This window comes from Corallococcus sp. EGB (genome assembly GCF_019968905.1).
Classification (GTDB): domain Bacteria; phylum Myxococcota; class Myxococcia; order Myxococcales; family Myxococcaceae; genus Corallococcus.
The window spans coordinates 4,425,201-4,438,433 of sequence record NZ_CP079946.1 but is presented as its reverse complement, the minus strand read 5'-3'; the positions used below and the strand labels follow the sequence as shown (position 1 = coordinate 4,438,433).

At 70.2% G+C, this 13,233-nt stretch carries 9 protein-coding genes; 5 read left to right on the top strand and 4 right to left on the bottom strand.

Annotated elements, in window-relative coordinates:
* Positions 1-152 precede the first annotated feature (152 nt).
* From KYK13_RS18585 to KYK13_RS18570, 4 genes are all read left to right on the top strand, one after another.
* Complete coding sequence (locus KYK13_RS18585; RefSeq protein WP_223646048.1) at positions 153-782, top strand: OsmC family protein; 630 nt, start codon at positions 153-155, stop codon at positions 780-782.
* Positions 754-963 carry a hypothetical protein gene (locus KYK13_RS18580; RefSeq protein ID WP_223646045.1) on the top strand — a complete coding sequence of 70 codons (210 nt, stop codon included), beginning with the start codon at positions 754-756 and terminating at the stop codon, positions 961-963. Before KYK13_RS18585 ends, KYK13_RS18580 begins: the two co-directional genes overlap by 29 nt.
* A gap of 281 nt (positions 964-1,244) precedes the next feature.
* A complete protein-coding gene (locus KYK13_RS18575) occupies positions 1,245-3,308 on the top strand; it encodes an ATP-binding protein (protein WP_223646043.1) in 2,064 nt (687 codons plus the stop codon).
* The gene (locus KYK13_RS18570) at positions 3,305-4,648 is read left to right on the top strand and encodes a sigma-54 dependent transcriptional regulator (protein WP_223646041.1); all 1,344 of its coding nucleotides are present in this window, start codon (positions 3,305-3,307) and stop codon (positions 4,646-4,648) included. Before KYK13_RS18575 ends, KYK13_RS18570 begins: the two co-directional genes overlap by 4 nt.
* Before the next feature lie 17 nt (positions 4,649-4,665).
* On the opposite strand, the gene mtgA is transcribed toward KYK13_RS18570, so the two are convergent.
* Positions 4,666-5,565, bottom strand: coding sequence for a monofunctional biosynthetic peptidoglycan transglycosylase (gene mtgA / locus KYK13_RS18565; RefSeq protein ID WP_223646039.1), 900 nt, complete (start codon positions 5,563-5,565; stop codon positions 4,666-4,668).
* Positions 5,566-5,826: 261 nt separating this feature from the next.
* Here mtgA and KYK13_RS18560 point away from each other — a divergent pair, with 261 nt between their 5' ends.
* Positions 5,827-6,822: a hypothetical protein gene (locus KYK13_RS18560; RefSeq protein WP_223646037.1), complete on the top strand. Its 996-nt coding sequence runs from the start codon at positions 5,827-5,829 to the stop codon at positions 6,820-6,822.
* A gap of 103 nt (positions 6,823-6,925) precedes the next feature.
* Here the strand turns inward: KYK13_RS18560 and KYK13_RS18555 are convergent, their stop codons facing one another.
* Genes KYK13_RS18555 through KYK13_RS18545 form a run of 3 tightly spaced genes read right to left on the bottom strand, consistent with a single transcriptional unit; the run spans position 6,926 to position 13,224 of the window.
* The gene (locus KYK13_RS18555; RefSeq protein ID WP_223646035.1) at positions 6,926-10,096 is read right to left on the bottom strand and encodes a hypothetical protein; all 3,171 of its coding nucleotides are present in this window, start codon (positions 10,094-10,096) and stop codon (positions 6,926-6,928) included.
* A gap of 36 nt (positions 10,097-10,132) precedes the next feature.
* Positions 10,133-11,257: a tryptophan 7-halogenase gene (locus KYK13_RS18550; protein ID WP_223646033.1), complete on the bottom strand. Its 1,125-nt coding sequence runs from the start codon at positions 11,255-11,257 to the stop codon at positions 10,133-10,135.
* Complete coding sequence (locus KYK13_RS18545; RefSeq protein WP_223646032.1) at positions 11,254-13,224, bottom strand: LodA/GoxA family CTQ-dependent oxidase; 1,971 nt, start codon at positions 13,222-13,224, stop codon at positions 11,254-11,256. Before KYK13_RS18545 ends, KYK13_RS18550 begins: the two co-directional genes overlap by 4 nt.
* Positions 13,225-13,233: the final 9 nt, after the last annotated feature.

The following is a 13,233-nucleotide window of genomic DNA, read 5'->3' as shown; positions in this document are numbered from 1 at the left end:
ACATTCCGGGCCAACGTGCTTGTGGCCTCGCGATCACCAGCCTGACTGGGGGGACTCGCACTGTAGGGCTAGGGTTGACGGGATGTGAAGCATTGCCCAGGCATGGCTGTTGAAGGCGCAGGGTGCATGCCCCCTGGCCGAGGAGATGCCCGATGACCTCCGCTTCCATCACCGAGTATGAAACGCGCCTCTACTGGCAGGGAGCCCGGGGGGCGGTGCTGACGAGCGACCACGCGCCCCCTGTCCCGATTGGCTGCCCCCTGGGAGGCCAGGAGGGCGGGCCCGAGGACGGGCGGTGGGCCCCGGAGGCGCTGCTGGTGGGAGCGGTGGAGGGGCGCACGCTGCACGCCTTCCTGGACGGGGCCCGGGAGGCGGGCGTGGACGTCCTCTTCTATCAGAGCTCCGCCACGGCCCGGCTGGTGAGCGGAAGCCCGGAGCAGGCCGCCCAGTTCACCGACCTCATCGTCCGGCCGCATGTCGCCGTGGCCAGCCCACGCGAGGCGGAGGACGTGCGTGAGCTCTTCGCCCGGCTGCCTGAGCGCTGCTTCCCCAGCTCCATGCTCCAGCTCACGCCGCGCATCGAGCCGGTGGTGGAGGTCTGGGCCCACTCCCGTGCCGCGAGCAGCGGGGCACCTGTCGAAAATCCCGCAGCTGCCGGCGACGAGGCCGACGCGGCGGTTCCCTGGGAGAGCGGCGTGCGCAGTGTGGAGGAGCATGCCGACGAATCCACAGACGGACCCACCCGCGAAGCCGGTGAAGGAACCCGAGAAGCCCACGCCTGAGATCGAGCCTCCCCGGCCGCCCACGCCGGAGAAGGACCCGCCGCCCGGAGAACCCCGGCGCAGGGAGCCGCCGCCGCCCCTGCAGGACCCCGAGGTGGAGCCGGGCATCCAGGATCCACCCGCGCATGACCCGAACCACCCGGGGCCGCCGAAGATCATCGCCGGGCCGCCGCCTGCCTGAGCGGCTCCCCGCCACGCGGTGGGAGCGTGACTGCCCGCTCGGCATCGTGGATCTCCACGAGCCTGGCGCACTCCAGGCTTTGCGTACTTCACCACGATGGGATGGATGACGGTGCTTCCTGGACCACCGTCCAATGCTTGCGTTGGCTGGTTCCGCGCCAACATGCAAGTCGATGCGAGGGCACATAGAGTGAGACGCGCTCACCACGCGCCATGCCCACGTCTTCCTCGACTCCGCTCCTCCTCCGGATCTCCGCAGCCGCCGCCGCTTGCACGGTGCTCATGGGCCTGGTCGCGGCGTGGAGCGAAGGCCTGTCACCGGGTGCCCGCATCTTCCTGATGACGGCGTGCGCGTTCGTGTTGTCGGCGGTGGGTGCATGGGTCGCCCTGCGGGCGCTGACCCGGCGCGAGCAGGAGCTCACCCGGCTGCGGGACCAGGCGGACGACGCGCAGGCGATGAGCGACGCGGTGATGGGCGTCACACCGGTGGGCATCGCGTTCTACGACCGCGACCTGCGCTACGTGCACGTCAACGCCGCGCTCGCCGCGATGAATGGCCTGCCGGTGGAGGCGCACCTGGGCCGCCACGTGTCGGAGGTGCTGCCCGCGCTGGGCACGGAGCTCGCGCCCCGGCTGGCCCGCGCGCTGAGGTCGGACGCGCAGCAACAGGACGTTGGCCTCCAGGTGGAGACGCCCGCGGCGCCCGGCGAGACGCGCTTCTGGTTCGGCAGCTACTCACGCGTGCGTGGCGCGGGCGGCGCGGTGCTGGGCGTCATCGCCGCGCTGTCGGAGGTCACCGAGCGGATGCGCACGGAGGCCTCGCTCCAGGAGCACGAGGGCCGCCTGGACGTGCTCACCCGGTCACTGCCGGACTACCTGTGGGGTGGGAAGCTGCGGGCCGGTGTGTTGCGTGACTTCTACTGCACGCCCGTGGTGGAGCGCACCACCGGCTACCCGGCCAGCTCCTTCATCGGCGAGGGTCCGGAGCGCACACCCTCGCCGCTGTGGGCGGAGATGATCCACCCCGAGGACCGGACGCGCTACCGCGAGTGCATCGAGTCGCTGGCCCTGGCCCCCAGCACGGAGGTGGAGATCGAACACCGCATCATCTGCGCGGACGGGCGCGTGCGCTGGGTGCGCAGCCGCGCCGCGGCCTCCGGGCTGGACGACCGGGGGGGCGTGCACCTGGGCTGTGTCGTCACCGACATCACCGACAGGCGGCTCGCGGAGGACCTGCGCCAGCGGCTGAACGACAGCTTCCGCCGCTCCGCGATGGAGTGGCGCCGCACCTTCGACGCGGTGACCTCGCCGATGCTGGTGCTGAGCGCGGACGGCTTCATCCACCGGATGAACGACGCCGCCCGCGCGTTCTTCGAGGACCAGGACCCCTCCGGGCAGCCGCTGGCCGTGACGATTGGCTCTCCGCCCTGGTCCAGCGCGGCCTCCCTGGTAGAGGAGCTGCGCGTGATGCGCGGCAGCATGAGCCGGCAGGTGCAGGACGCGGCGTCCGGGCGCACCTGGGAGCTGTCCGCCTCCTGGGTGGACGAGCAGGCCAGCGAGGATGCGCGCATCATCCTGGTGGCCGTGGAGATCACCCGGCTGTTGGAGCTCCAGGCCCACGTGCGCCGGAGCGAGACGATGGCCGCGATGGGTGCCATCGTGGCGGGCGTGGCCCACGAGGTGCGCAACCCGCTCTTCTCCATCTCCGCCGTCGTGGACGCGATCGAAGCCACCTCTGGAGCCCAGGCGGAGCTCCAGCCCTACCTGGACGTGCTGCGCGGCGAGGTGCGCCGCCTCACGCACCTCACGCAGGAGCTCTTCGAGTATGGCCGGCCCGCACGGGGCGAGTGGACGGATGGCGCCGTGGGCGCGGTGGTCGCGGACGCCCTGTCCGCCTGCGCGCTCACGAGCGACAAGGCCGCCGTGAAGCTCGAGCGAGCGCTGCCGGACACGCTGCCCCCGGTGCACATGGACGCGCGCCGCCTGTTCCATGTCTTTCGCAACGTGGTGGAGAACGCCGTGCAGCACTCGCCCCAGGGCGCTACCGTGCACGTCACGGCGGAGGCCGTGGAGGAAGCAGGCCGTCCGTGGGTGCGCTGCACCGTCCACGACGGAGGGCCCGGCTTCAAGAACGAGGATCTGCCCCACGTCTTCGAGCCCTTCTTCAGCAAGCGCCGGGGAGGAACCGGCCTGGGCCTGTCCATCGTCCAGCGCATCCTGGATGAGCATCAGGGGCGCATCCGCTTGTCCAATCACCCCCAGGGCGGCGCGGAGGTGATCATCCTGCTGCCCGCCCTTTCCCCCGCCGGAAGCACCGGCTCCCCCCCGCAGGCACAGGTGTCATGACCCGGACCCGCATCCTCCTCGTGGACGACGAACCTGGCGTCCGACTGGGCATGAAGGGCTACCTCACGCAGCACGGCTTCGACGTGGACGAGGCCACGAGCGTGGCGGAGGCCCAGGAAGGCTTTCGTGCGCACCGGCCGGACGTGGCCGTCATCGACTACCGCCTGCCGGACGGCACGGCGCTGGAGCTGTTACCCCGGCTCAAGGAACTGGACGCCGCGGTGCCCCTGGTGGTGCTGACCGGGCACGGCTCCATCGAGCTGGCGGTGCAGGCCGTGAAGGAAGGCGCCGAGCAGTTCCTGACCAAGCCCCTGGAGCTGTCGGTGCTCAAGGTCGTGGTCGAGCGGCTCGTGGCCCAGCGGCGCGAGCGGCAGCGGCTCCTGGCGGACCGCTCGCGCTCGGCGCGCACGCAGGTGGATCCCTTCCTGGGCTCCAGCACCGCCATCCGCGCGCTGAGGGATCAGGCGGAGCGGGTGCGCGACAGCGACAGCCCGGTGCTCGTCACCGGCGAGACGGGCAGCGGCAAGAGCGTGCTCGCGCGCTGGCTGCATGAAGGCGGTCCGCGCAAGGAGGCCCCGTTCGTGGACCTCAACTGCGCGGCGCTGTCCAAGGACCTCCTGGACTCGGAGCTGTTTGGCCATGAGAAGGGCGCGTTCACCAGCGCTGTGGCCGCGAAGCAGGGCCTGTTGGAGGTCGCGGACCGGGGCACGCTGTTCCTGGATGAGATCGGGGACATGGACGTGGCAGTCCAGCCCAAGCTGCTCAAGGTGTTGGAGGAGAAGCGCTTCCGGCGCCTGGGGGACGTGAAGGACCGGCGCGTGGACGTGCGGCTGGTGGCGGCGACGCACCAGGACCTGCAGGTGGCCGCGCGGGAGAAGCGCTTCCGCAGCGACCTGTACTTCCGCATCAGCACGCTCATCCTCCACGTGCCGCCCCTGCGCGAGCGCCCCGAGGACGTGCCGGTGCTCGCGCGCCACTTCCTGGCGGAGATGGGCGCGCTCCGGGGCCGCGGCCAGGTGGAGCTGGAGCCCGACGCGGAGCGAGCCCTGATGGCCTACGGCTGGCCGGGCAACATCCGCGAGCTGCGCAACGTGTTGGAGCGCGCCGTGCTGCTGTCCGGCTCGGCCCGCCTGTCCCGCAGCGCCCTGCGCTTCGAGTCGCTCCTGCCCGCGGAGGAGCCGCTGAGCGAGGACCTCACGCTGGAGGAGCTGGAGCACCGCCACATCGAGCGGGTGCTGGCGCGCGAGGGCGGCCACGTGGAGCGCGCGGCGACGAAGCTGGGCATCTCCCGCAGCTCGCTCTACGCGAAGCTCAAGGGCTGGCAGCACAAGGGGGGCTGACGGCCGCGAGGGGGCGCTCAACTCCCCGCGGGCCCCCCGTTGCTGGCCTCCGCCACGAAGCCCGGCGCGGGCGGCACGGCGAAGAAGCGCGAGAGCTCGGCCTGCGCCTCACGGGCCTGCGCCGCGCTGATGCGCCCCTCGCGCTCCAGCCTCCCGACGATGACGCCCGCGCGGTTGCGCAGGGCCTCGGGACGCTGGGCGGGCAGCCAGCGGCGCGGGGCAGGCAACATGCCCGCGAGCATCGCGCCCTGCGCCACGCTGAGCGCCCGCGCCGAGACACCGAAGTGCTCGCGCGCCGCCGCCTCGATGCCATAGACGCCGTCGCCCCACTCCACGACGTTCAGGTACAGCGCGAGGATGCGCTGCTTGGACAGGTTCGACTCCAACTCTCGGGCGAGCAGCAACTCCTTGCCCTTGCGCAGCAGACTGCGGTCCGTGGAGAGGTAGAGGTTCTTCGCCAGTTGCTGCGTGAGGGTGGAGGCGCCGCGCCCCAGGCGTGCCTCGCGCACCGACTGCTCGACGGCGTTCTCCACTTCGGTCCAGTCCACGCCCTCGTGCCGGTAGAAGCGCGCGTCCTCGGAGCTCAGCACGGCGTCCACGGCGTGCGGGGCCACCGCGCCAAGCGACACCCACGCCTGGCGCACGCGAGGCTTCTTGCCCGCCTCCAACGCCTCCTCGGCCCGCTGCGCCATGAGCGCGGTGGTGCGCGGGTTCTGCGTCCGCAGGAGGCTCACGTCGGGCAGTCGCGCGAACTCCACGCCGAGCCAGAGGGCGAGCAGCAGCCACCCGCCGAGCGCCCAGCGCCCCCAGCCCGGCCCGGAGCGCTTCGCCACGACGCGCCGGGCGCCAGAGGAGAGCTGCTTCGTCTTCTGCGTCCGGACGGTGGAGGCGCGCACGGGGGGCGGACGGGAGGCCATCGGTGCATTCACATCTGCCCCGGGCAGCCGCCCCTGTCCAGAAGACGGCCGGGACGGAATCCGGCGCCCGGCCTGGATCCTCGAGAACTTGACGCGTCAGCCGTCGCTCCGGATGCGTCAGGCGGATGGAATGACAGGCACCGGGCTTGGATTTCCAGCGGGTTCGGAGCTGCGAGTCATTGGCGTGGTGGGTGCAGAGGCATTCGCGCATCCGCGCGGAACCTTCCCACTCGCGGATGTCACCCCCGAAGAGGAATGCCAATGACCACGATGTATGACGACCTGTTCTTCCGCTCCAACCTGTCGGACTACGGGCAGCTCCCTTCTCCCCCGCTGGCCTACGAGTCGCCGGACATCATCCCCGCGGGCCTCTACCCCACCAACAACCCGCAGACCTTCTTCTCCAGCAACTACAACCAGGATGTGGGCCAGAACCTGGTGACGGACGGCCCCAATTACATCTACCTGCGAACCAAGAACCTCTCCAATGGCGCGCAGAATGGCAAGGTGTCTCTGTATTACACGCCGGCCAGCCTGCTGCTCTACCCGAACAAGTGGCAGAACAACGCGCTCAAGACGAGTGATTCGCAGACGGAGGTCTTCCTCGCGTCCACCGCCCCTGGCGGCATCGCCGTGACGGACAATCCCTTCTTCTGGGAGCCGGGCGCCATCAGCGCGGATCACTACTGCCTCATCAGCCGGGTCTCCACGAGCCGGCATGACAACCCCGTGCCCCAGGTGGGCAGCTACACGGACATGACGGAGTTCATCCTCAACAACCCGGGCTTCGGCTGGCGCAACGTCAGCCTCACGGACGCCAACAGCCCCACCTTCGACACGACCGTGGACTACACCCAGGGGACGGAGGCGGGACGCATCACGTTCCAGCTCGAGTGCACCAACGTGCCTGGCGGCGCCGCCGTCGCGTTCTCCGCGGGGACGCCGGGCCCCTCCCCGCTCATCGTGCTCGAGAAGACGCAGGTGCCGCCGAACAACGGCAGTTGGAACACGTCCGTCACCTGCGACGTGCCCGCCAACTACCAGACGAACATCACCTACTCGTACTGGGCCAATGGGACCAAGCCACTGCAAGGCTTCCAGATCCGCCTCAAGGCCCTGGCCTACTTCGACGAGAGCAGCCGCTTCTTCCACAAGCTCCGCACGCCCCAGGAGCTGGGCGCGTCTCCGGAGCTGGCGCGGCGGATGAGCGCCCAGCGCGGCGTCGTGCTCGGTTCGCACGCCACCATCAGCCGCTGAGCCGTCCCACTCGCGCGGTTCCCAGGAGCGGTCACCGGGACGGGTCGTCGAACCGTCACCGGTGGCCGCTCCTCCTCCCTGGAACCGAAGCAGCCCGGCGTGCCTAGTTCTTCGTCACCCGGGCCTCGCTCAGCACCATGGACCAGTTGTCCATGAGGTCCACCTGCTGGCCGTCCTGCCCCTGCGCCGGGTACTTCAGCGACGCCTTCGTGTTCAGGTGGCTGGACATGTAGATGAGCCGCTGGACCGCTGGCCCTGGCGGCGTGGGCCGGCCCTGCTCATCCCGCAGCGAGTCCTGGAAGCGCGCGTTCAGATAGAAGGGCGGAATCGTCTGGTAGTTCATCCGCACCCGGATGCTCTTCCAGCCGCTCACCGCCGACAGCGGCACCTGGTAGACGAGCTGATCCATCCCCTTCGCGGGCGACGTGCTGAAGTCCGGGTCGGACGTCACGCTCGTGTCCTGGGGACCGAGCACGTAGCTGAACGGCTCGGTGAGGCGCGCGAGTTGCTGGAGGTTCAGGCCGAGCTGCACCTCGTCCGGCTTGCGCTGTGCCGGAGCCACCCAGCCTTCGGGCAACAGCCGGTTGTCCTTCACCTCCTTGAACTGCTGGAGCTCCAGGCTGGTGACGTGGTTCTGGTCATCCACCGCGCGCAGCTCGTAGATCTGCGCCTGGTCCTGCCGGGTGATGACCTGGTGGTGCGGCTGGAGCTGGGACGGGTCGGTGGTGAACTCGCTGGCGAGCAGCGCACTGTCGTCCGGCTTGCAGATACCGTTGCAGATGACCCCCAGCGCGTTCGGCTGACCGGAAGCCCACAGCACCTTGCCGTTGGAATCCAGCACCTCGAACTGGAGGAACGCCCGGCGGAAGCCCGCGCCGCTGGGGAACTTGTGGCCCACGTTGCTGGTGACGGTGACGGGCACCTTCAGCGTGCCGCCCGTCTCCTGGAAGCTGCCCACCGACACCAGGACCGCGGGCTGCGACGGATCAAACACGCCCTGAGAGGTGTTCACCGCCAGGTCCAGGATGGACTGCTGCGCGTTCAGCAGGTTCCTGGCGAAGGTGTAGTCGCGCTTGCCGTCCGCGAGCGGCTTCACCGAGCCGTCCGGGAACTTCAGCGCGACGAACACGTCGTCCACGCTCAGCGCGCGGCCGGGCTGGAACACGAGCCGCAGCGAACGGGTTCCGCTGGGGATGAGCGTGGGGCCCGCCGCCTGCACGGACAGCCAGCGCTGCTTCGTCGCCGCCACCGAGGCGGTGCCGGCCGTGTTCGTCCAGCCACCCTGCCCTGACCGCTGCTGCAGCGACAGCGTGCCGCACGGCTCGACGCCGTCGCAGTACACCGTGGCCCCCCACTGCACGGTCGCCGCGCCCGCCGCCCGGTCGATGAGGTCCTGGTACGCGGACACGTCCACGGTCAGGGACGCGCCCCCGCTCAACTGGAAGAATCGCGCGCCGTGGCTGGGACGGATGACCTGCTTGGACAGCCCCTGCTGCTCGGTCACCGCCGTGACGGTCGCGCCGGTGTCCGGCACCCAGCCATCCACCGTCAGGTCCGCCTTCGCGCCGTCCTCCGCGCCCGGGTTGGTGACGAGGTTGGGCGTGCGCGCGAGGATCTCCGGGCTCTGGAGGTACGGCGGCACGCGCGAGTCCGGCTGCGTGTAGAAGTCCAGGCCCAGCACGTCCGGGAACTGCTGGAACATCTCATGGACGAACAGGTTGATGCCCAGGAGCGTGTGTCGGTTGTATTGCCGGGGCGGCAGCGCCGCGTTGTCGCGATAGAAGGCCGCCAGGTCCCCGTTCTGCTGCGCCACCTTCATGTTGCCGTCGAACGGATCAGCGGGCGCGGTGAGCTGCATGTGGCACGTCATGCAGGTGGAGGTGGACCGGGCATAGCCGCTGTTGAGCCACTCGAAGTAGGTCGTCTGCTCGTAGGCCAGCTCCACGCACGGGTCGGTCAGGAAGTCCCCCGTGGCGCTGAAGGTCGTCTGGTTCTGCGGGCAGCTCGCGGGGCGCTTGTAGACGCCCTTCGCCTCCACCTCCGCGATGGGCATGGAGGGCCGGTAGTTCGTGGGGACCTTGGGCAGCACGACGACGTGGCACGAGCCGCAGACCATGGAGTCTCGCAGGTAGCTGTGCCCGCCCACCGTGGCGGCCGTCTCCAGGCTGAGGCCCGCGGCGGCCATGGGCTGCGTGTTCAGGTGCGTGTCCGGGCCCACGATGGCCCCCGGGCGCAGGTTCATGGAAGACGTGAAGGGGAACGGCGGCGGCTGGACGTCGTCGCCCCGGTCCTTGAGGCGCGCGGAGACGTTGTCACCGAAGAGGGTGCCCTCCTGGGGGCCGTAGAAGGCCGTGTAGTCCGTGCCGTTCCAGGGCAGGCCGCTGTCGGGCGCCACGGAGTGGCACGCGCTGCACGAGACGCCGTCGCGCCCCAGCGCGCCCAGCACCGCCTTCTCGGGGTCGCTCTTGGAGTTGTCGGGCGTCGCGTAGAGCAGCTCATGCGTGAAGGGCTTGTGCTGGCTTTGCGCCTGACGCTGGCCCAGCGGCGAGTGGCAGCGCAGGCAGAGGTTGTCCACGGTGGTGGGCTGGTGGGGTGACAGCTTGCGCGTGGTCTCCACCTGCGCGAGGAAGATGGGGTCGCGGCCCGCCAGCGCCTTCACGGACGCGCTCCAGTCGCCGAACGGAGACCAGTTGGCCGCGAGCGGCAAGGGCGCGTTGGGGTCCAGGAACGACGGCTGCGTGTTGTCGTTCCAGAGCTTGTCCACGGAGGGCATCTGCCAGAAGGCCATGGAAGGCAGGGCCTTGTAGGTGGACAGAGCGTCGGAAGGCAGCGTGATGTCGCTGTTGGCCAGCCAGTCCGCGTCATGGCAGGACTGACATACCAGCGAGGAATTGAACCGCTGGCTGCCCAGGTCCAGCCCGTTGTGCGCGATGTCGAGGGTCCGGGCGGGCAACGCCTGGAGCGAGCCCTTCGTCAGCGAGGGAAAGGTGACGCCGCCCTGCCTGGCATAGAATGAGAGGAATTGCTGGGCCTGGATGTCATTCTCATCCAGGGGCTGGGTCAGCTTGTCGCCGTGGGGAAAGACGGGATACGGCGTGGGCACGGTGCCCGGCGTGGGCACGGAGGTGACCTGGGCCGCGCTCGCGGCCTTACCGACGGGCGGCGGTGCGGAGTCCGCTCCTCGAATTCCGCGTCCGACCAGGGCCACCGCCACGGTCAGGGCGCACACGCCTCCCAGCGTGAGCAGGAGATACCGTTGACGACTTGTCTTCATGGGACCATCCCGGTTGGGGTGAAGAAGAGGCGGCCGTCACGCGGCCAGGGCGCGGGCGGCGAGGGACTCGCGCCGGTTGCGCCAGAAGGGGGCGTCGGGCCACCGCCGCTCCTCGCGGTAGTAGTGGTCCCGCGTCCGCAGGTGCTCCGCGAAGGCCTGACGCACCCGGGCCGCGTAGGCCTCCAGCGCCCCCGGACGGCCCCGCAGGTGCTGATCCAGGGCCTCGGCCGCCAGCAGCGCGGAGCCGAGCGCCTGGGTGATGCCCTGGGACGACAGCGAATCCAGCGCGCACGCCGCGTCCCCCACCGCGAGCCAGTGCTCCGCGTGGACCCGGTCCAGGCAGGCCACGGAGGCCGGCACCGCGCGCGGCGGCGCTCCGCTGAAGTCACAGGCCTCCAGCCGCTCGCGGGTCGCGGTGGTGCGGGCCAGCAATCCCAGCCAGGCTTCCGCGCCACGCACACCGCGCAGGGACTCTCCGTCTCCCATCAGTGCGACGACGACACGGCCCGACGGAAGCAGCGCGGAGTACCACCACCCCTCCGGCCGGGCCTCCACCAGCGCCTGCGTGCTGAAGGCCGCGCCCTCGCGCAGGCGGAAGTCGCCGTAGAGCGCGAAGCCGCGGTCCACCACCACCCGCCGCGCGCCCTGGGACGTGGCGAAGCCGGCCCTCCACCCGGTGGCATCCACCACGAAGCGCGCGCGCAGTGAGGTGGGGCCTTCCACCGGATGGGACAGGTGCAGTTGGAAACCCTCCAGGCTCAGGTCCTCGCACTCCACCAGCGTGGTGCCCGTGCGCACGGTGCCTCCGCGCTCCGCGACCTGGGCGCACAGGCTCGCGTCGAAGCGGGAGCGGTCCAGGTGCCAGGCCGACCCGAAGGGGGCCATGAGCGTGTCGTGATGCCCCACGGTGGCGGAGCCCCAGCAGGACGCCGTGCCGCGCGATGGAAGGTGCCCGTCGCGCAGGAAGCGGTCCCAGACGCCCAACGCCACGAGGGCCCGGCGTGCGTTGGGAGGCAGCGTCTCCCCAATCCGGGGCGCGCCGTGGGAGGTGCGCTCCACCAACGTGACGGACAGCCGCGTCCGGGCGCGCAGGGCCAGCGCCACCCCCGCGCCGGCCGGCCCTCCCCCCAGGACGGCGACGTCGCAGCGGGCCTCGCTCACGGCAGTTGACCGTCCGGCTTCAGCAGGCGCTCCACCTCGATGTAGAGCGGCGCGGGATCATCCGCGCTGTCGGGCCCCTGATCCTGCGGCCGGGCGTCCTTCCGGGCGAGGATGAACCCCAGACCCTTCCAGCCAACGACCATCTGCTCGTCCTTGTCGAAGTTGATGTCGAAGGGACGCGTCCAGTAGCCCTGCTGCCATTCCTGATCCGGGCCCAGGTAGCGCACCTCGTAGGGCCGCTGTGATGGCCACCACCACAGGGACGTGTTCTGCACCACCTGGTTGGAGCACTCGTTGAAGTCCGCCTGCCACGGCAGCGCCATGTACTTGGTGGCGTCCCCCGGCTCGAGGCCCTGGCCGTCATGCGGATTGGTGTCCCAGCGCAGGCCGCTGCCATTCAGCGTGCGGTGCTTGAAGCGGAACGGCTCCATGAAGAAGTTCGGGTCGCGGGCGATCCACGTCATCTCGATGCCCGGGCAGAAGGGGCCGCCCACGCAGTTCTCCAGCACGCCGCGATCCAGCAGCTGCCCCGGGGTGGGCATCGCCGTGCTGGGGGTGTTGTCGAAGAGGCCCTTGCTGAACTGGCTCAGCAGGAAGTACTGCGTCCGGGTGAGGGTGAGGAATTGCCGGGGGACCTGGTCGGTGAGCGGATTGTCCCCCGCCATCTTCGGCATGCGGCCGGGAAAGTCATTGGGCGACTCCGGGTCGCGCACGTACTTCATGAAGTTGTGGGTGCTGGCTTGCGGCTGGGGAAGCTCGGCGTGCGCGTCCACGCCCTGGTCGTTGATGCGCGCGGTCCAGCGATAGTCATTGGGGCGCTGGAGGATGGGCAGGATGTCCGCCTGGAAGTTCGGGCGATAGCTGTCGTTGAACGTTCCGCCCTTGCACAGCTCCGGCTCCAGGTCCCGCTGGGTGACGAAGGTGTCTCGCAGCGTTTCGTACAGCGTGACCATGTTGAGGAGCTGGGGCGCGTACGCCGGCGGGGCCACCACCATCCACGCCGGGGACGTCACCTCCACCCGCGTGCCCCCTTGCAGGATGACCGTCGCGGTGACGGGCCCGTCCGACGTGTCATCCCACCAGAAGTTGTTGTTGGCGTAGGTGTCCAGCCGAGGCTGCATGTAGGCCTGGGCCTGCATGTAGTCGGCGGTCTCCTGGATGTCGGCGGGGCTGTTGGACGTGTCCTTCGCCAGCTCCGCCACCATGGCGGCGCGGAGCGCTTCCTGCGTCGGGAAGAGCTGGTCGGCCACCGGCCTGAGCTCGTCCAGGCGCTTGCGCTGGGAGGCGGTGAGGGTCGGGTCGTCCTCCAGGAGGTTGTCGATCAGGCCGTTGGAGAGGTTCCACACCGCCGTGGTGCCGGAGTGCCCCAGTCCTCCCACCGTGTAGAGGTAGCCCTGGTCGTCCGCGATGACGCTCCCCAGCGTGGTGATGTCATTGCCCTCGGGGAGCAGCTGCGTCCGGGGAAAGGACCGCGGATAGTCCTTGCCCTGGGGGTCGTCGTTGGAGAACTCCGCGCGCGTTGGCAGCTGGTTGTTGCCTCGGCACGCCACGGTGCGAGGCCCCGGGTCGATGATGAGCGCCTTGCGTCCCGCCGCATCCTTCGTCCGCGGATTGCGCAGCGCGTGCGAGGCGTCATAGGTGCCGTTCGCGCCCTGCTGCTGCTGGAACTCGTACCAGGCCGCCTTCTTGTTCGCGACGTGGACGGTCCACTCGATGTCCACCACCCCGTCGACGCCCGGCTGGACGCGCTTGCCCGGCGCGCTGGGATTGGCGGGGTCGAAGGTGTGGATCTGGAACCGGGCGGCCTGCCGTCGGATGCCGCCGTGCACGTCGCGAAAGCGCGTCACGTCCCCGCCGGTCCGCTCCTGGGGGAGCCCTCCCGCCCTCTCCGGCCCCAGGTAGTAGTCCTCGCTGTCCCCGACGCGGGCCACCCCGATCGCCGGGTGGATCCTATAGCTGATGCCCATTGCAGCGCT